Raw genomic sequence first — 19179 nt, 5'->3', positions numbered from 1 at the left:
TTAGCTAAAAAAGCTTCTGCCTCTTATTCAGATAATCCTTCAACTTTTTTCAACGCTGCTCAATCATTTCTGCTTGCTTACTTAGTATAATTATTTGCACCAAAAAGTCAAACATTGACAAACCTACAGGAAATTTTGCTCCCAATCGAGAAATTAATTTAGTTGCAATCAGGATCTCTCTTTCCAACCCGGATTTCTCGCAAGTGAGAAATCCGGGTTAATTGTTGTTGGCGTTTTAAGTAAGGATTATGAACGACTACCCAAAACTTCGGAGACATTCATCTGTGTTCCCATGATTCGTATCATGGTTCAACGGCTTGCATAATTTTTAGCTATCTTTGTTATTGCAAGTAATTTTTATTTATCCTTGATTACATTAACGAGAATAAGTCGCTTTAGCAAGAGAGTTTTTATAGATAGTCTTTATCAAAACCTACTTAAGTATTAGCTTTACTTATGTAATTTTGTTTATAAGATGACGAGCAATATACTTTTTAAAATCTCATCTCAAAACAGATATCTAAGTTTTACATAGGGCTATATCAACTATCATTTTCGCCCTATTTGGGGCAAATCCGTAATTAATAAGGCTATTTTGGCTTTGAAAAATACTTGTTTGGAACGTAATTTTGGCTACTAGTACAATCTCTGATTTTATATCAAGCAAACATACGGTTATAAGAATAATTACTGTCTGGTATACATTTTAAATAAAAAAGATTATTAATTATCTTGTGTCTTGCATCACTTCATAATATGATTCAACTAGCTTAACCCTAAATGACAATTCTTTTCAAAGATTGTCATTGTGTCTTCGGGTGCGACCAAGTAGTGTGATTGAGTGTAAGCGGATAAATGAAGTTAGATAAATTTTTTCAAAGCCTGCTGCTAACAGGTGCGGTTGTTGTTGTTATAAACACTCCTGCTAAGGGTGAGGAAGTACGAGAGGATGTTCAAGGCAAATCTTCTACCCAGAGGGTAGGGAAATCTGCATTAGATGAGAAGGTTGCAGTTACAGATAAAAAATTTGCGAACAGCAAATCTCCAGTACTAGCTCCCAGTAGCAAAAAATCCCAACTCCTTAAAACAAAGTCGGATAAAACAAGTAAAAATATTCGGCAACTAAGCGAGATCGAACTTCCCGCTACTAGCGCCCAAATGCTGGTACAGTCACCAACACCAACTACCCCCCCTAACTCAGAACAAAAAAATGGGGATCAACAAGTCATACCAATCACGGGAGTCAAGGTAAATCCCACAGAAAAAGGTGTGGAGTTAATTTTGGAGACATCCCTTGGGGAAAAACTGCAAATAACAAATCGCAGTCAGGGGAATAACTTTATTGCTGATATTCCTAACGCACAACTGCGTTTACCCAGTGGTGAAGCTTTCGTATTTCGTTCAGAAAAACCACTTGCGGGAGTGACTGAGATTACAGTCATCAACCAGGATGCAAATACTGTCCAGGTGATGGTGGTAGGTGAGGCAGGACTACCACAAGCTGAGTTGTTTGATGGTGATGAAGGTCTGATTTTTGGAGTGACGACAACTGCTGCAACTGCGATGCAGCCACCGGTAACACCACAGAAGCCAGCAACTGAGACACCACAAGAGGAACCAGCAGCACAGCAGGATCAGCCGATTGAGTTGGTGGTGACGGGTGAGCAAGATGGGTATCGCGTACCTAACTCCTCAGCTGCGACTCGAACAGATACCCCCCTGCGTGATATTCCCCAATCGATTCAAGTCGTACCACAACAAGTATTGCGCGACCAACAGGTTACTCGCTTAGACGATGCACTCAGGAATGTTGCTGGTGTAACTCCAGAATTTACCAGTGGCCCATCTGTTTTCTATAGAATTCGCGGATTTGCCCTAGCGGATAATAATTTGCTTAGGAATGGTTTACCCGATCCTGGGGTTGGAGACACGGTTGAACTTGCCAATGTTGAGCGAGTTGAGGTACTCAGAGGCCCAGCATCCGTACTATTTGGCTTGGGTAGTCCGGGCGGAAGCATCAACATCGTCACTAAACCTCCTTTAAGTGAGCCTTTTTACGCTGTTGATGCAACCGTTGGCAGCTATAGTTTCTACAGAGGTGCAGTTGATCTTTCTGGGCCGTTAAATGACTCAAAAACCGTATTGTATCGGCTCAATACAGCCTATAGAAATTCAGGTAGTTTTGTCGATTCCTACACTAGTGAAAACTTCAATATATCACCTGTGATCGATGTGGTAATTGGCGAAAGAACTAAGCTGACTTTAAGCGCAGACTACATTGAGACTAGAAATTCTGGTATAGAATTTGGTGTACCGACTGTTGGCACTATATTTCCGAACCCTAACGGTAAAATCCCCCGTAATCGCAACCTTACTGAACCTTCGGATGAAATAAACGGATCAACTACAAGGATTGGATATCAGCTAGAACATAAATTTAGCGACAATTGGTCTTTGAACAATGCTTTTCGGTATGGTTTTAACAGTTACTATGCCGCACAAACGAGACCTGGAAGTTTAGATGCAGACAACCGAACTATTAGCCGTTCTTTCTCGATATTTGACCAATATCTCACGAATTATATTATCACAACAAATGTTGTAGGTAAGTTTTCCACAGGTTCAATTCGGCATCAGCTTCTATTTGGAGTTGATCTGAATCGTTATATAAACGCAACACCAAGATTTGCATCTGCTGATGCTGCATCCATTGATATATTTAATCCTGTTTACGGTCAACCAAGAGATGCGTTTAATTTTGAAACTAGCAATAAAACAACAACAGATTCATTAGGAATTTATCTTCAAGATCAAATCGCCATAACAGAAAATTTGAAGCTGCTGTTGGGTGCGCGGTTTGATGGTTTTAAGCAATACTCTGAAGATTTTCCTTCTAATACAGAAAGTAGCCAGTCAGATAGCGCCTTGAATCCTCGGTTTGGAATTGTTTATCAACCCATCCCCGCGATTTCGCTGTATGCCAGCTATATCAGTTCATTTACTCCAGCAAGAGGCACATATCTCTTTGGCGCTAGTTTGGCGACAGCTTTTGACCCAGAACGGGGTAGACAGTATGAGGTTGGTATAAAGGCAGATTTAAACGACCGACTTTCGGCAACGCTTGCTTTCTATGATTTGACCCGTACCAATGTTTTGGTAACTGACCCCAACGATCAAAATTTTCAAATCCAAACAGGTGAGCAGAACAGCCGAGGGATTGAACTGAGCGTGACAGGCGAAATTTTGCCAGGATGGAATATTCTTGCAGGCTATGCTTATACTGATGCCCGAATTACCGAGGATACTACTTTTGAAGTTGGAAGTCGTTTACCCAATACCGCAGACCATGCTTTCAACGTATGGACAACCTACGAAATTCAAAAAGGTGATTTACAAGGGTTAGGATTTGGTTTTGGTTTGTTTTTTGTGGGCGATCGCGCTGGAGATTTGCCAAATACTTTCGATGTACCGAGTTATGTTCGGACTGATGCAGCTATTTTCTACAACAGAGATAGATTTAGAGTCGGACTCAACTTCAAAAACTTATTTGACGTAGAGTATTTTGAAAATACCTATTTTGGCGGTCGTGTTGGTTATGGACAGCCTTTTACAGTTCAAGGAACTATTTCGTGGCAGCTTTAATAATCGAGACAATCAAGCGACATCTTTCCTACTGGCTACTATTGGGCATCTTAGGATTTAGCGTAGTTACAGTTACAGCTTGCAGTCATCACTCATCTGAAAATATATCCTCTTTACCTAAACAACCAACCGCAGAATGTCGCATAGTTAAGCACACAATGGGGGAAACCTGTGTTCCCATTAACCCCCAGCGTGTTATCACCTTATCTTCATGTACTTTAGGCAATGTCCTGGCACTCGGTATTCAACCTATCGCAACGACCAACGAAGTTTACCAGGAAAAAAACTCTCTGACATCCGTTAAAGGTAAAACAGAGGGAATAAAACTAGTCGGACTTTCTCAACCAAATTTAGAAGCAACATTACTACTTAAGCCAGATTTGATTGTCGGTGTAGATTGGTTCAAGCCAATTTATCCTCTACTATCTAAAATTGCCCCTACAGTATTGGGTAAAATCGATTATCCTAACTGGGAAGATCATTTTAGTTTTGTGGCTGAAGCATTAGGAAAGGAAGAGGTTGAGAAAGCTCTTTGGAAACGCTACTATCAACGAATACAACAGCTAAAACTAGCATTAGGAACTCGCTATCAAGACAAAAAAGTATCATTTATATATGTTGGTAATGAGCGAATATCAATTGACGCCAAAAACTCATTCATTGGCTCCATTCTTAGCGATGCTCTTTTGCAGCGTCCAGCTTCACAAAATATGGATTCACCCTATGGATCATTTCCTATTTCCCTAGAGGAATTAGAAAAAGCAGATGGTGATATTTTATTTGTGACAACTTATTCAAGTGGTGGCAATCAATTTCTGGAAGAGAAACAACGAGATCCACTTTGGAAAACCCTTAAGGCTGTTCAAGAAAATCATGTTTATTATGTTGATTTTATGTCATGGGCTGCGACAAATATGCTTGGAACTGATGTAGTAATTGATGATCTATTTAAATATCTCGTCAACACCCCTGAATTCAAATGACCAAACACACGCTATTAGTCTGCAAGTCTTGCCACCGTTCATCTGAAGAACGACCAGAAAACCCGCCTTTCGATGGTGCTACTTTAATTGATCGACTAAACACTTTATGCGTCGAACAATTCCCTTCTGATGAAATTAAAATTCAGCCTGTTGGATGTTTATGGGCTTGTAGTAAAGGCTGTGTTGTATCTGTATCAAGCCATAACAAAGCCACCTATCTCTTTCTCAATCTTACCCCAGAAGACAGCCCAGCAGCATTATTAGAATTTATGCAATTGTATATCAAAAGCCGTAAAGGAGTTTTAGGATGGGAACAGCTTCCTGAGCTTTTACAGTCTGCGATTTTCGCACAAATTCCGCCTGTAAAATCATAGCTTTGGTAATACAGCACTTCCTGCTGTTATGAAGTACAGTCTCTCTGCATCCACACTCCCTCCTCTTATATCAAGTTCGGGTGATTACTTATAATAAAATTTATCAATGTAGGTTGGGTTGAACGGCAGTGAAACCCAACATGAACAAGGATTAAGCGTTGGGTTTCGTTCCTCAATCCAACCTACAGATGTTATAAGTATTTAACCAAACCTGATATTAGACCCTTTCAGCACTAAATACGTACCTCACAATAGCGGGAACTGCTGTATATGTTTTTGCGATGGGGATAAATATCACTTTTACACCCTACTTTTTATTTCATCCCTGACTGCACGTTCCATAAGCCAGCATAAATCCTATTCTTCTCCAGCAATTTTTCATGTGTTCCCGACTCAACTAATTCTCCATATTCCATCACATAAATACAATCAGCATTGCGGATAGTGGAAAGACGATGGGCTATGGCTATCGTGGTTCGATTTACAGTAATCCGTTCCAAAGAACGCTGAATAGCGGCTTCAGTTTCATTATCCACCGCTGAGGTAGCTTCATCTAAAATCAAAATCGGTGGATTCTTTAGAACAGCCCTAGCGATCGCAATTCTTTGGCGTTGTCCACCAGATAATTTTTGACCCCGTTCTCCAACTATTGTCTCATAAGCTTGGGGTAGCCGCAGAATAAAATCATCAGCTTCGGCAATTTTTGCAGCTTCAATTATTTGTTCATCGGTAGCATTAAAAGTACCATAGGCGATATTTTCAGCAATCGTACCATGAAATAAGAATACATCTTGGCTGACCAAGCCGATACTGCGACGCAAATCACCTAGATTTAATTTTTGGATATTAATACCATCAATTGCGATCGTCCCAGAAGAAATATCATACAATCGCAATAATAATTTAACTAAAGTGCTTTTACCAGAACCTGTAGAACCAACAATAGCAATAGTTTTACCTGCGGGGATATGTAAGGATAGTTTTTTAATTACTGGCTCTCTATCTTGATAAGCAAAAGTAACTTGTTTAAAGTCAATTTCACCACGGACTTGATCAATAAATAAAAATTTGTCTCCTGTAACAATGTTGATGGGAGTATCTAATAAATTCATCACACGCTTGGTAGAAGCCATTGACCTTTGATATTTGTCAAATATTTCTCCTAATGTTACTAAAGGCCACAACAATCTCTGTAATAAAACGAGTAAAACACTGTAACTTCCAATAGATATTTTCCCAGCATGTGTCGCCATACCTCCCCAAAACAATAAAGCTGTGAACCCTACTAAAACTAGCATTCTGATTAAGGGTACAAATGCAGCAGAAAGTTTAATTGCTTTGGTGTTACTTTTTCTATATGCTTCGCTATCTCCTGCCAATCTAGCACTTTCATAATCTTCAGCTGTGAAACTTTTAATTGTGGTAATACCACTAATATTATTTGCTAGTCGAGAGTTTAGAAAGCCTACTTTTTCCCGCACCTCAGCGTAACGATCTTCCAGACGCTTTTGATAAGTAAAGGAACCCCAAACAATAAATGGCATTGGTAACATTGCTGCAAAGCTTATAGAGGGGGGTAAAATGAAGAATGCACCACTAGTTAAAATGATGAGTGAGGTAATAAGATTGATGATCTCATTAGCTCCATAATTTAAAAAATCTTCTAACTGGTTGACGTCATCATTCAAAATTGATATCAAACCGCCAGTGCTACTTTCTTCAAAGTAAGCTGAATCTAATTCTTGTAGATGATTGTAGGCATCTAAGCGTAAATTATTCTGAATATTTTGGGCTAAATTACGCCAAAGTCTACTATATGCGTACTCAGAAAGTGATTCTAGTATCCAGATTATGATAGTGATAAATGAAAGCAGTAAAAATTGCCCCAATATATCTTTTACACCCAATTTGGAAAAGAAAGAATTTTGCTGCTCTACGAGAATATCTACCGCAATACCAATTAACCATGGTGGTGCTAAGTCTAAAATAGTATGGATTATAGAACATGATGTTGCCTGCCAAATTTGTTGGCGATATTGGTTGCCATAGTTGAGCAGGCGTTGTAAAGGAGAGGCTGAATTTCTAGGATTTTTAGAGGCTATAGGAGATTTTGATGTGGTTGTCACGACTGTTTATTGTTTGTAGTTAGGTGATTAATGAGAGCGATATCTTTAGTAGAAATCTAATTAGGAATTTAAGTAAATTTGTTTGTTATTTACTTTTCCCTTACGTCCTATCGGTACACACATTGGCGTCTCCACCACTGGGTCAAGAATAATCCGACATTCCAACCCAAAAACTTCTTGAACCATTTCTTGAGTCATCACTAGCTTTGGTTCCCCAGCAGCAAAAATTCGACCATCTTTGACTGCAACTAAGTAATCAGCATAACGGCACGCCTGATTTAAATCATGCAGCACCATCACAATTGTCCGTCCCTGAGTTTGATTTAACTCATACAACAAATCCAAAATCTCTATCTGGTGCGCCAAATCTAAAAAAGTAGTCGGTTCATCTAAAAGTAAAATATCTGTATCTTGCGCTAGTGCCATTGCAATCCAAGCTCTTTGTCGTTGTCCACCAGATAAAGTATCTAATGCTCTATTTGCCAATTCCAACAAATCTGTAATCTCTAGTGCCTGCTGCACAATTTTTTCATCTTTTTCTGACCACTGCTGCAACCAATTTTGATAAGGGTAACGTCCTTGTGCTACCAAATCTTGCACTGTTAACCCTTCTGGTGCTACTGGCCCTTGGGGCAAAATACCTAACTGCTGTGCTACTTCTTTGGTGGAAAGATTAAAAATAGATGTTCCATCAAGATAGACTGTACCGCCACGGGGTTTAAGCAATCTTGCCAGACCTCGTAACAACGTTGATTTACCACAACCATTAGCACCAACTAAACCACTAATTTGTCCGGTGGGCATTGCCAAATTTAGGTCACGGATAATCAGCGCACCATCGTAAGCTAAAGACAGACTTTTGGTTGACAGTCCTTTCATAAGTGAAACCATTTTAGATTTTAGATTTTGGATTTATGAAAACCTGATTTTTGGGTTGATAAAGTTTTTATCAAATCCCTAATCCCCAGTCTCCAGTCCCTTATTTTTTGCGGTTACGAATTAATAAATAAAGAAAATAAGGAGCGCCAACAGCAGCAGTTACTACCCCACAAGGAAGTTCGATAGGTGCAAACAGCGTTCTGCCTAACAAGTCTGCCATCACAACAATCACTCCTCCTAAAAGTGCAGAAGCAGGAATCAAACCTTCATGGGTTGCACCTACCAACTGTCGTCCTAAATGGGGTGCGACTAAACCAACAAAACCAATATTTCCAGCGGTGGCGACTCCTGCACCTGCTAAGGCTACACCCACCAGCACGAGTAAACCACGTTGCCATTCCACCTGACTACCTAAACTTTTGGCGACATCATCTCCTAAATTTAAAGCGTTCAAATGCCTTGCTAGTGTCAAAGCCATAGGGACAAAAACAATTAACCAAGGTAACAAGGAAAAAACTTGTTCCCAAGTCCGCCCGTAGACGCTCCCAGCTAACCAAACCAAAGCATTACTAACGTCAGAAATTTGGCCAAAGGTCATTATCAAGCTGGTTATGGCACTAGCGATCGCAGACAAGCCAACACCCATTAAAATTAATAGAATTGGAGAACTACCATTGTTCCAAGCCAGCGAGTAAATTAAAATCGCCATCAGCAAAGCACCAGCAAAGGCTGATAGAGGCAAGGTGTAAATTGGTGCCCAAGGAAATAGCACAATTACTATAACTGCCGCCAGACTCGCCCCAGCATTGATGCCGATAATACCTGGGTCAGCCAATGGATTGCGTGTCAGTCCTTGGAAGATAGTGCCAGAAATTGCTAGCGCCATTCCCACCATAAAAGCTACAAGGGTGCGGGGTAGACGCAGATTCTGAATCACGAATGGATGGTCTGGGTTTCCTGTATCTAAACCCAATATAGTTTTCACGATATCTAAAGGCGAGATTGGATATTCACCCCGCCCTATATTCATCACCATCGCCACTACAATCGCGACTGCCAAACATAGCAGTATGACTGGTACACGTCGGTCAATTCGGAAAGATATCGCCGGAGAACGAATGACTAGCCAATCAACCTTCATTTTTTCACCTTCGACTTAACCAGGTAGACAAAAAAAGGAGCGCCAACTATTGCTGTCATTACACCTACAGGTAACTCCTGTGGTTTGAGCAATACACGGGCGGTAATATCTGCGACCAGGAGTAAAATAGCACCCAAAACTGCACAATAAGGTAATATCCAACGATAATCGGCTTTAATGTAAAATCTCACTATATGGGGAACGACTAAACCAATGAAGCCGATTGGCCCTGCAAGAGCGACAGAACTTCCTGCTAATAAAACTACGCTGATAGCGGTAATTATTTTGATCCCAGCTGTCTGTTGACCTAAGCCTTTGGCGACATCTTCACCTAAACTCATAGTGGTAATTTGTCTGCCGAGGGCAAAAGCTAATACTAATCCCATACCGATGAAAGGTAGTAATTGTAAGAATAAATTAAAATCTCGACCTGATAATGAACCAGCTAACCAAAATCTGACTTGTTCGAGTGTTTGTTGACTGACAATGAGGATACCGATGGTGAGGGAAGAAATCAGAGCAGTTAACGCCGCTCCTGCGACTGTCAGATTTAGTGGGGTGGCTCCTCCCCGTCCCAGAGAACCAAGGATGTAAACGAACACCGCTGTTACTCCCGCACCCAAAAAGGCCACAAGGGCGTAAATACTTAGGGATGAACTGCCAAAAACAAAAATTGCGATCACAACAAAGAGGGCGGCTCCCGACTCAATACCCAAAATACCTGGATCTGCTAAGGGATTTCGCGTCAAACCCTGCATCAATGCTCCCGATACAGCAAGGGCTGAACCTACAAAGATAGCAATTAGCGATCGCGGTAATCTCACAGTCTGAATAACTAAGTGATCGTAAGAACCATCAAAGGCTATAAAAGATGTCAAAACCTTACCTAGAGGTATTTCTGCTGCACCTAGCGTCACACTGTACACTAAGCAAATTAACAGTATACATAGTCCCAAAACCAGACCAAATAAGGCTGATATTTGTGGCTTTTTCAATTCTCTAGGTGACACTGTAGTTGCTTTTATCATGATCCTGCCGTCGCTTGAAAATCTTACGCTCTGCTGGTTAGTTGTTTTTTCAATGGGCACTCTCAATATGGAACAGCTTTTTAATCATTGGAGTTGATAATCTTTCTTGATAAATATATAGATTACATGATCGTGTAGCCTTTTCCCCATTTTTTAAAAGGAATAAAAGATACACTTATCGCTTTGATATAGTTTCTCAACAAAGTGGTATTGTTAGATTAACTTAAATCTGTCTTGTCAAAGTCACTTGCGTGCCAAGAAGGGGACTGGGGACTAGGGAAGAAGCAAGGGAGCAGGGAGCAGAGAGCAAGGGAGAAGAGCCCCTCCGCCCCCTGCACCCCGCCCCTCTGCCTCTTTTCAATGCCCAATGCCCAATGCCCAATAAGCAGTTTCAGTCACCAGGCGTTACATCTGTACATGGTGGTGTTCATGAGGATTGATAGTTTACTTAGGATTTACAAAAGAAAATCAATACGCGTTTTACCCTTAATACTCAGTTTGATACTGGTTTTGTTTATCGGAAGCCGCACTATAGCTGTACCAACAAAATCCACAGAGATATTATGGGATACATCCGGTGTGCCGCATATCTACGGCAAAGATGACCAGAGTGCATTTTATGCCTTTGGTTGGGCACAAATGCAAAGTCATGGAGATTTACTTTTGCGTCTCTATGGTCAAGCACGGGGACGCGCGGCCGAATATTGGGGAGAGGAATACCTAGAGTCAGATCGTTGGGTACAGACTGTGGGAGTACCAGAACGCGCTCGTTCTTGGTACAAGGCACAGAGTCCAGCTTTTCGTGGTTATCTCGATGCTTTTGCTACTGGGATCAATGCTTATGCAAAACAAAATCCTGACTTGATTGACAATCAAGTTGAGGCGGTGCTACCAGTCAAGGCAGAAGATGTCATGGCTCACTTACATCGGGTACTCAATTTCACCTTTGTAGTCAATCCTGAGCAAGTATTAGACCTGAGCAAACAAAAGTTGCAAACAGGATCTAATGGTTGGGCGATCGCACCAACTCATTCTGCCAATGGGAACGCTATGTTGCTAGCAAACCCACATCTACCTTGGTCAGATTTATTTTTGTGGTATGAAGCCCAAATCACCGCACCAGGAATTGATGCTTATGGGGCAACGCTTGTAGGTATTCCCGTATTAGCGATCGCATTTAACAACAACTTAGGTTGGACTCACACCGTTAATACCTACGATGGTTGGGATGTTTATGAACTTACACTGGCAGGAAATGGTTATCGCTTTGATGACAAAGTTCGTAACTTCCTTTCCAAAACTCTTTCCTTAAAGGTAAAGCAGAAAGATGGCTCCTTGCAAGAGCAACCATTAGTAGTGAAAAGTTCTGTCCACGGGCCTGTGTTCGTCGAGAAAAATGGTAAAACCGTGGCACTGAGAGTTGCAGGTCTTGACCGACCAGGTGTACTCCAAGAGTGGTGGGATATGGCACGAGCAAAAAACCTTGCTCAGTTTGAAAAGACACTCCAGCGCTTGCAATTGCCAATGTTTACGGTGATGTATGCAGATAGAGAAGGGCATATTATGCACCTCTTCAATGGTCAAGTTCCGGTGCGCTCCTTTGGTGATTTTAAATACTGGCAAGGCTTAATCCCAGGCAATACATCTAAAACCTTGTGGACAAAAATTCATCCTTACAAAGATTTACCGCGTATAGTTGACCCTAAGAGTGGCTGGTTGCAAAATACAAATGACCCACCTTGGACAACTACATTTCCAGCCGCCATTAAAGCAGATAATTACCCGCCTTACATGGCTCCTCGTTTCATGGATTTCCGCTCTCAACGTTCTGTAAGAATGTTGGCTGAGGATGACAAAATCTCTTTTGATGAAATGGTTGCAGATAAGCACTCTACCCGTATGGAACTAGCCGATCGGATTTTGGATGATTTAATTCCGGCTGCACGCAAATATGGTCAGGACTTGGGGCAAAAAGCAGCTAATGTCTTAGAAGCGTGGGATCGGCAAGCCGATGCAAATAGTCGGGGGGCTGTATTATTTGCCTTTTGGGTACAACAGATGAACTTAGATAAGACGTTTAGTAAACCCTGGAATGAAAATTCTCCACGCACCACACCCGACGGTTTAGCTAATCCTGAAAGTGCAGTTGCAACTCTGCAAGCAGTAGCAGCAGAGGTAGAAAAAACTTATGGGGCACTTGATGTCCCTTGGGGCCAGGTTTTTCGGCTACGGTTGGGTGATGTGGATTTATCTGCCAATGGTGGGGATGGGGAACTAGGAATTTTTCGGGTAGTGAATTCTGCTCCCGAAGCAAACGGTCAGTTCCAAGCTGTTGCAGGTGATTCCTATGTAGCTGCAATTGAATTTTCTAACCCAGTCCGAGCAATGGCACTCACCAGCTACGGTAATGCAACTCAACCCGGATCGCCCCACATTAGCGACCAGTTACAGATGTTCGCCAACAAAAAGTTGCGGACTGTGTGGCGCGATCGCTCAGATATTCTTGCCCATCTAGAAGAACGTAAAATCTTCTGAGCTGCTAGCACTTGCGATCGCTTCCAAACTTCTCAGGTTTGTAGACATCTCCATTAATCAGTCTACAAGCCTGATGGTGTCTAGGTTTAAACTTAGTCTATGGAGATATCTGGGGTGTAGGCCTAGCCCGTCGCAGACATCCCATGACGGCACTTTCTTTTGAAAAGCGATCGCAGTTTACAGCGAGTAATTTAATCTAAGATCAGCCTAAATAACACTGCTAATTTTGACTAGTCAGCCAGGAGGCAAGATGGAAAACAACACCATAGCATGGTGGATATATGCATTACTTTCGGCTGGCTTTGCAGCATTGACAACTATCTTTGCCAAAATTGGGGTAGAAAATGTCAACTCTAATTTAGCAACAGCAATCCGAACTGTTGTCATCTTAGTAGTTGCTTGGGGAATTGTATTTTTTCAAGGAAATGTAGTTAATATCTTAGCTATTCCCCAAAGAACGATGATTTTCTTATTATTATCTGGAGTCTCTACAGGGTTATCATGGATATTTTACTTCCAAGCTTTACAAGCAGGAAAAGCCTCCCTTGTCGCACCAATTGATAAATCAAGCTTGGTATTAGTTTTATTATTTTCGGTTATTTTTTTGGGAGAACCATTAAGCTTGAAAATGATATTAGGAACCAGTTTAGTAGTTATGGGAACTTTAGTTTTAATCCTTTAAGTAAGTTGGCGGAAAAGTTTATAGTTATGTAACGAAAAGTTAAGGATTATGAGTTGAGTAAAATTTAATCCGTTCTGTGGTGTATTTGCCTCGCTCTCCCTTGGCTTGAATACCATTAATTACTGCATAGGCAATGGTGGTACTGATCGTCAAACACTTGTCGTGATAATTCATCTTTTTTAAGGTGCTGCCATATTTAATCAGCCTGATAGCAAACACATTGGAGAACGCATGTGCCACAAGTCTTTACCAGGCCATACAGTTGCATTCTTACCGAAGGGGCTAGAAGCAAGCAGTTCTTTCATTTCTGCTTCAAATACTTCGTTGCTGTTGTGAACCAAGATATGCACAGGTTCAGCACCCATTTCCAGCATAAAGCCAACTACGCTGTATACTAAATCTGGTTCGCCGTAGATAGCGAAGCGCTTGCCGTGAATCCATGAATGGGAGTCAGTCATGGCATCAACAGCCCGACCGCGTTCGATTTCCAATTCTTGAGGAATGGGTATACCACTCAGTTCGCTGAGTTTCATCAAGAACTCATCAGTACCTTTAATGCCCCAAGGACGGGAAACTGAGGTTGGTTGCTTCCACTCTTTTTCGATGTACTCGCGGGTTTTGAGGGTGGAGTGTGCTTGCAGAGCGATTGTAGCTTTAGCATTTATTGAATCTGCGGCATCTTCCAGCTTTGTACCACCTGGATACATATCGAACTCACCTGTGTTTGGTGAATCGAGGTAGTCGCTGTTGTCGGCTAGAATGGTGTAGTCAAAGCCGAACAAGGAAGCAATCCGTTTGATTTCGCGGTTGTTACCTACGTAGGTGTCAAAACCTGGGATGAAGTTGATTTTACCATTGCTGGTTTCTTTCTTATGACCTGCGGTCAAGTTAGAAAGAATTCCCTTCATCATGTTGTCGTAACCAGTGATGTGGGAACCAACAAAGCTAGGAGTGTGAGCGTAGGGGACTGGGAAATCTTGAGGAACTGAACCAGCTTCCTTGGCGTTGTTGATGAAAGACTGTAAGTCATCACCAATTACTTCTGCCATACAGGTGGTGCAGACAGCGATCATCTTAGGCTTGTAGAGTTGGTAAGAGTTCGCCAAGCCGTCAATCATGTTTTGCAGACCACCAAACACGGCTGCATCTTCAGTCATTGAAGAAGATACACCAGAGAATGGTTCTTTGTAGTGACGGGTTAAGTGGGTGCGGAAATAAGCAACGCAACCTTGAGAACCTTGAACGAAAGGTAGAGTACCTTCAAAACCTACAGCAGCAAAGATTGCTCCCAATGGTTGACAACCTTTAGCGGGGTTGACGGTTAAAGCTTCCCGAGCGAAGTTCTTTTCACGATAATCCCAACCCTTTGTCCACTCTGCAACCCGTTGTACTTCTTCGGGTTCGTGACCATTTTCAAACTGCTTTTTGTTTTCAAACAGCTGTTGGTACTCTGGTTGGTGGAATAACTCTACGTGGTCTTGAATTTTTTCTGGATTCTGAGGCATTTCTGGATCTCCAAGCTTACTGAATTCTTTTACTGATTGAGGTGGGAGAGACGCGATTAATCGCGTCTGTGCAAGGGAGGTGGGAATATGATTCAAAATTCAAAATGCAAAAATCAAAAGAAATTTTTAATTTTTCAGTTTTGAATTTTGGATTCCCAACTCCCCCCTGGGGGTTTTAGCCCCAGGTTATCCTTACTTATCGCTCTCTCCCATTTCCCTAGACGGCAGCCTTAGCCTTAGCTTCAGCCTTCTTAGCCTGAGCTTTTTCATTCCAAGGAGCGCCAATTAATGACCAGGTTGGGCTGTTGAGTGCCAAGTCCATGTCGCGAGCAAAGATGGCGAAACCATCGTAACCGTGATAAGGGCCGGAGTAATCCTTTTTATGGTTTAATTCTTTTCAACAGCCTAATGTTTGTAGTAAACAGTGTCAGCGATAAACATTGTTCGCTCACAACACATTTATTTTTAGGCTAAATATAGGCTAAAAACACAGAGATGCATAATCAGGGTCAAGACAAGTATCAACAAGCTTTTGCGGACTTGGAGCCAGTTTCATCTACCGATGGCAGTTTTCTTGGCTCAAGTTTGCAAGCACAGCAGCAAAAAGAACACATGAGAACGAAAGTACTACTGGAATTAGAGAAAGTTAATCTGCGTTTGAAATCTGCAAAAGCAAAGGTGACAATTAGGGAATCGAATGGAAGTCTGCAATTACGGGCGACGTTACCAATTAAACCGGGAGACAAAGATAGCAATGGAACTGGGAGAAAGCAATACAATCTCAGTTTGAATATTCCCGCTAACTTGGATGGACTCAAGACGGCTGAGGAAGAATCTTATGAATTAGGGAAGTTAATTGCTCGTAAAACGTTTGAATGGAATGATAAATATTTAGGAAATGAAGCAATTAGAAAAGATTTTCAAACTGTAGGAGAATTGCTTGAAAAATTTGAAGAAGAGTATTTTAAAACTCATAAACGCACAACTAAAAGCGAACATACTTTTTTTTATTACTTTTCTCGTACCAAGAGATTTACCAATCCTCAAGATTTGGCAACTGCTGAAAATCTGATAAGTTCAATTGAGCAAATCGATAAAGAATGGGCTAAGTATAATGCAGCTAGAGCGATCGCAGCATTTTGTATGACATTCAATATCGAAATTGATTTATCTAAATATTCTAAAATGCCGGATAAGAATTCCCGAAATATACCGACAGATACGGAAATATCTGAGGGAATTATCAAGTTTGAAGATTATCAACATAATAGAGGTAATCAAGTTAATCAGAATGTTCAAGATAGCTGGCAACTTTGGCGCTGGACGTATGGAATGTTAGCAGTTTTTGGTTTACGTCCACGAGAACTTTTTATTAATCCCGATATTGCTTGGTGGTTGAGTCAAGAAAATATAGATTTGACATGGAAAGTTCATAAAGATTCTAAAACTGGTGAGAGACAAGCATTGCCATTACATCGGCAATGGATTGAGGATTTTGATTTGAGAAATCCGAAATATTTAGAGATGTTGGGGAGTGCGATCGCAAAAAAAGATAACACTAATCATGCTGAGATAACAGCGTTAACACAGCGAGTTAGTTGGTGGTTCCGTAAGATAGGATTGGATTTTAAACCTTATGATTTACGTCATGCTTGGGCAATTCGGGCGCATATTTTGGGGATACCAATTAAAGCTGCGGCTGATAATTTGGGGCATAGTGTGCAGGTTCACACCCAAACTTATCAGCGTTGGTTTTCGCTAGATATGCGGAAGTTGGCAATTAATCAGGCTTTGAGTAAGAGGAATGAAGTTGACTTGATTAGAGAGGAGAATGCTAAGTTGAGAATGGAGAATGAGAAGTTGAAACTTGATATTGAGAAAATGAAAATGGAGATGGTTTACAAGCATAGTTGAATTTGCTCATAAATAAGCTAAAATAGGGTTGTCGGATCTACTTAAAAGTAAATCTGCTAACTCGCTATCTTGTAGTCCGTATAGCAAATAGGCTAGACTAGCTCGTTGGTTACTATATACCAACAAGAAGAGGAAGTGAATGGCTGACAGCATCTCTACAGTTGATCTGTTTTGTGGTGTAGGTGGACTTACTTATGGGTTTGAGCAAGCAGGTCTTCCAGTTAGAGCTGGATATGATATTGATCCAGCGTGTCAATTTCCATACGAACACAACACTAAAGCAGAATTCATACTAGAAGATGTGGAGCATGTTAACGGCTCTGATTTGGCAAAACATTTTTCTGCCAGTAGTGTTAAGGTCTTAGCAGGTTGTGCCCCTTGTCAACCTTTTTCAAGCTACTCAAGACGTTACACGGATAAAGAATCGAAATGGAAGCTTGTGCAAGATTTTGCTCGTCTTGTGCAGGAGTGCAAACCTGAAATTGTTTCGATGGAAAACGTACTTCAGCTAAAGTACCACTCAGTTTTTTATGAATTTATCCAGCAGTTAGAGGATTTAAACTATTCATTTGAAACTTACGAAGTTAATTGTTCAGATTATGGAATTCCTCAAACTCGAAAACGTTTAGTTCTTCTTGCTTCAAAGTTCGGTAAAATTGACTTGATTAAACCCATCCATAATACCAAAAAATGCAGAACAGTACGTAAAACAATCGGACATCTTGAACCTCTTTTGGCAGGTCAAGCATCTAAAACTGATAGACTTCATCAATGCAGTAAATTATCTCCTTTAAATCTTCAACGTATCCGTGCTTCCAAACCTGGTGGAACTTGGCGTGATTGGTCTAAAGATTTAATAGCTAAATGTCACACGAAAACCAGTGGTAAAAATTATTCAGGAGTATACGGTAGGATGGAATGGGATCAGCCTAGCCCAACCATCACTACACAGTGCTTTGGTTTCGGTAATGGACGCTTTGGACATCCTGAACAAGACCGGGCTATATCTCTTAGAGAAGCAGCATTATTACAAACTTTTCCAGCAGATTATGAATTTGTAGCCACTGATGAACCTGTTGTGTTTGCTCATGTAGGAAGATTAATTGGAAACGCTGTTCCTGTCAAACTAGGTAAAGTTATTGCTCAAAGCATTCTGCAACATATCAATCAAGTTATTTAAAGAGTGCTTACACAAGAAGAATCCAAATATTCTTTCGCATTCAAATACTTTTCAATATTTTCCAATATCTGTCCAATATATTCTATTACCTCTTCCTTAAATTTTAGAAGGTCTCCGATACTTGTATCTTTACCAACTTCAGAAAATGATTTGTTTCCATGAGCTAGATCGTTACGGTTCCGCATAATACTGTATAAGTTTTCACCATGCCTTGTTTTAGAGTAATCTGTATCACAAGAAAAACCGTATTTCCTAGCTGTCTTTGTAATTTCATCTCGATCAATATTTCCTGAGAATAACTCTCTACTTTTAAATCCAGCAGTAATAATATCAAGAGAAATATCTGTTATCCTAGAATGTATATCTTCAGGAGAACGATTCTTGAAGTTTTGAAGTACAACTTTTTTGATTTCAATTCTGACAGAATTAACAGTATTGGTGTCCAACTAGGCGCAATTTGGGAAGAACACAGGCGATCGCACCGCTCATGATATGACCTGTGATATTTATTACTGAGTACGTAAAGTTTTATATCACCGTTCAACATTTCTGGGTATCAAAGCTATCACTTCGTAATAAAATCTAGCGAAGAGTTTTAAGCGTAATCCATCTACGTACTTAAGGAGATTATAGACGTGCAAATAAATAAAAGAAGTCAAGGAGACGTGACTATTTTGGAACCAAACGGGAAAATAACCATTGGCGTTGGCGATGTTCAGCTTCGTGAAGCAATTCAGCAAGCCCTTGAAAGTGGCGCCTCTAAGATCCTACTCAATTTAGCAGGGGTTACTACAATAGACTCTTCTGGTATAGGCGAACTAGTTTCAGCTTACACCACTGCACAAAATCGGGGAGGAAAGCTTAAATTATCTAATCTTCCCTCTAAAGTTCAGGATATTCTGACCATAACCCAATTAATTACAGTCTTTGACGTTTATGACGACGAGCAAGAAGCGATCGCATCGTTTTCTTAAGAACCGAATATTTGTAGGGTGTGTTGTCGCAAAGCGCAATGCACCGTCATCATATCAAACATCCCAAATATCTGATACTACCTATACTAGATACTGGATCTACACAAAAATATATGTTGCAGAGATATATAACGAAAATATTTACTCAAAAACAACGCCGCGATAAATTTCCGCCATCGGCAATTCAATCCTAACTGAATCCAAAGAAAGTGAGGA

The 19179-nt window shown here is 40.8% G+C and carries 15 protein-coding genes; 8 read left to right on the top strand and 7 right to left on the bottom strand.

Annotated features, from left to right (window positions below; genetic code table 11):
* Nucleotides 1-855 precede the first annotated feature (855 nt).
* Genes HWQ44_RS19355 through HWQ44_RS19345 form a run of 3 tightly spaced genes read left to right on the top strand, consistent with a single transcriptional unit; the run spans nucleotide 856 to nucleotide 4999 of the window.
* Nucleotides 856-3642, top strand: coding sequence for a TonB-dependent receptor (locus HWQ44_RS19355; RefSeq protein WP_292721792.1), 2787 nt, complete (start codon nucleotides 856-858; stop codon nucleotides 3640-3642).
* Nucleotides 3630-4625 (top strand): iron-siderophore ABC transporter substrate-binding protein, encoded by a 996-nt coding sequence (locus HWQ44_RS19350; RefSeq protein WP_292721790.1) that lies wholly within the window; start codon nucleotides 3630-3632, stop codon nucleotides 4623-4625. Before HWQ44_RS19355 ends, HWQ44_RS19350 begins: the two co-directional genes overlap by 13 nt.
* On the top strand, nucleotides 4622-4999 hold the full coding sequence (locus HWQ44_RS19345) for a DUF1636 family protein (protein WP_292721787.1): 378 nt from the start codon (nucleotides 4622-4624) through the stop codon (nucleotides 4997-4999). The genes HWQ44_RS19350 and HWQ44_RS19345 overlap by 4 nt, the downstream gene beginning before the upstream one ends.
* A 314-nt stretch (nucleotides 5000-5313) precedes the next feature.
* Here the strand turns inward: HWQ44_RS19345 and HWQ44_RS19340 are convergent, their stop codons facing one another.
* From HWQ44_RS19340 to HWQ44_RS19325, 4 genes are all read right to left on the bottom strand, one after another.
* A complete protein-coding gene (locus HWQ44_RS19340; protein WP_292721784.1) occupies nucleotides 5314-7125 on the bottom strand; it encodes an ABC transporter ATP-binding protein in 1812 nt (603 codons plus the stop codon).
* Nucleotides 7126-7185: 60 nt separating this feature from the next.
* Nucleotides 7186-8004, bottom strand: a complete 819-nt coding sequence (locus tag HWQ44_RS19335) for an ABC transporter ATP-binding protein (protein ID WP_292721781.1) — start codon at nucleotides 8002-8004, stop codon at nucleotides 7186-7188.
* Between the two features lie 100 nt (nucleotides 8005-8104).
* Nucleotides 8105-9145: an iron ABC transporter permease gene (locus HWQ44_RS19330; protein ID WP_292721778.1), complete on the bottom strand. Its 1041-nt coding sequence runs from the start codon at nucleotides 9143-9145 to the stop codon at nucleotides 8105-8107.
* Nucleotides 9142-10173, bottom strand: a complete 1032-nt coding sequence (locus tag HWQ44_RS19325) for an iron ABC transporter permease (RefSeq protein ID WP_292721775.1) — start codon at nucleotides 10171-10173, stop codon at nucleotides 9142-9144. The genes HWQ44_RS19330 and HWQ44_RS19325 overlap by 4 nt, the downstream gene beginning before the upstream one ends.
* Before the next feature lie 429 nt (nucleotides 10174-10602).
* Between HWQ44_RS19325 and HWQ44_RS19320 the strand changes: the two genes are divergently transcribed.
* A complete protein-coding gene (locus tag HWQ44_RS19320) occupies nucleotides 10603-12708 on the top strand; it encodes an acylase (protein ID WP_292721772.1) in 2106 nt (701 codons plus the stop codon).
* Between the two features lie 250 nt (nucleotides 12709-12958).
* On the top strand, nucleotides 12959-13390 hold the full coding sequence (locus HWQ44_RS19315) for an EamA family transporter (protein WP_292721770.1): 432 nt from the start codon (nucleotides 12959-12961) through the stop codon (nucleotides 13388-13390).
* A gap of 39 nt (nucleotides 13391-13429) precedes the next feature.
* Here HWQ44_RS19315 and HWQ44_RS19310 read toward each other — a convergent pair whose 3' ends face one another.
* Both HWQ44_RS19310 and nifK read right to left on the bottom strand, forming a co-directional pair.
* Nucleotides 13430-13564, bottom strand: coding sequence for a hypothetical protein (locus HWQ44_RS19310; RefSeq protein ID WP_292721767.1), 135 nt, complete (start codon nucleotides 13562-13564; stop codon nucleotides 13430-13432).
* A gap of 26 nt (nucleotides 13565-13590) precedes the next feature.
* Nucleotides 13591-14895, bottom strand: a complete 1305-nt coding sequence (nifK, locus tag HWQ44_RS19305; protein ID WP_334728031.1) for a nitrogenase molybdenum-iron protein subunit beta — start codon at nucleotides 14893-14895, stop codon at nucleotides 13591-13593.
* 495 nt (nucleotides 14896-15390) lie between these two features.
* Between nifK and HWQ44_RS19300 the strand changes: the two genes are divergently transcribed.
* Together HWQ44_RS19300 and HWQ44_RS19295 are read left to right on the top strand one after the other, a co-directional pair.
* On the top strand, nucleotides 15391-16809 hold the full coding sequence (locus tag HWQ44_RS19300) for a site-specific integrase (protein WP_292721764.1): 1419 nt from the start codon (nucleotides 15391-15393) through the stop codon (nucleotides 16807-16809).
* 139 nt (nucleotides 16810-16948) lie between these two features.
* Nucleotides 16949-17989, top strand: coding sequence for a DNA cytosine methyltransferase (locus HWQ44_RS19295; RefSeq protein WP_292721761.1), 1041 nt, complete (start codon nucleotides 16949-16951; stop codon nucleotides 17987-17989).
* Here HWQ44_RS19295 and HWQ44_RS19290 read toward each other — a convergent pair.
* Nucleotides 17986-18435 carry an MAE_28990/MAE_18760 family HEPN-like nuclease gene (locus tag HWQ44_RS19290; protein WP_292721759.1) on the bottom strand — a complete coding sequence of 150 codons (450 nt, stop codon included), beginning with the start codon at nucleotides 18433-18435 and terminating at the stop codon, nucleotides 17986-17988. The two genes, HWQ44_RS19295 and HWQ44_RS19290, sit on opposite strands and share 4 nt — an antisense overlap.
* A gap of 189 nt (nucleotides 18436-18624) precedes the next feature.
* On the opposite strand from HWQ44_RS19290, the gene HWQ44_RS19285 reads away from it, so the two are divergent.
* On the top strand, nucleotides 18625-18963 hold the full coding sequence (locus HWQ44_RS19285) for an STAS domain-containing protein (RefSeq protein ID WP_292721756.1): 339 nt from the start codon (nucleotides 18625-18627) through the stop codon (nucleotides 18961-18963).
* The last annotated feature ends 216 nt before the right edge of the window (nucleotides 18964-19179 follow it).

This window comes from Nostoc sp. JL34, assembly GCF_017114945.1.
In the GTDB taxonomy this organism is placed as follows: domain Bacteria; phylum Cyanobacteriota; class Cyanobacteriia; order Cyanobacteriales; family Nostocaceae; genus Nostoc.
Note: the sequence above shows the minus strand (reverse complement) of the source record. Positions and strands in the feature narration are given on the sequence as shown.

Bases quoted from the DNA above. Each gene is read 5' to 3' on its own strand.
- HWQ44_RS19295 (WP_292721761.1), top strand. From the start codon at position 16,949: ATGGCTGACAGCATCTCTACAGTTGATCTGTTTTGTGGTGTAGGTGGA.
- HWQ44_RS19315 (WP_292721770.1), top strand. From the start codon at position 12,959: ATGGAAAACAACACCATAGCATGGTGGATATATGCATTACTTTCGGCT.
- HWQ44_RS19335 (WP_292721781.1), bottom strand. From the start codon at position 8,004: ATGAAAGGACTGTCAACCAAAAGTCTGTCTTTAGCTTACGATGGTGCG.
- HWQ44_RS19320 (WP_292721772.1), top strand. From the start codon at position 10,603: ATGAGGATTGATAGTTTACTTAGGATTTACAAAAGAAAATCAATACGC.
- HWQ44_RS19325 (WP_292721775.1), bottom strand. From the start codon at position 10,173: ATGATAAAAGCAACTACAGTGTCACCTAGAGAATTGAAAAAGCCACAA.
- HWQ44_RS19300 (WP_292721764.1), top strand. From the start codon at position 15,391: ATGCATAATCAGGGTCAAGACAAGTATCAACAAGCTTTTGCGGACTTG.
- HWQ44_RS19310 (WP_292721767.1), bottom strand. From the start codon at position 13,564: ATGAATTATCACGACAAGTGTTTGACGATCAGTACCACCATTGCCTAT.
- HWQ44_RS19345 (WP_292721787.1), top strand. From the start codon at position 4,622: ATGACCAAACACACGCTATTAGTCTGCAAGTCTTGCCACCGTTCATCT.
- HWQ44_RS19355 (WP_292721792.1), top strand. From the start codon at position 856: ATGAAGTTAGATAAATTTTTTCAAAGCCTGCTGCTAACAGGTGCGGTT.
- nifK (WP_334728031.1), bottom strand. From the start codon at position 14,895: ATGCCTCAGAATCCAGAAAAAATTCAAGACCACGTAGAGTTATTCCAC.
- HWQ44_RS19330 (WP_292721778.1), bottom strand. From the start codon at position 9,145: ATGAAGGTTGATTGGCTAGTCATTCGTTCTCCGGCGATATCTTTCCGA.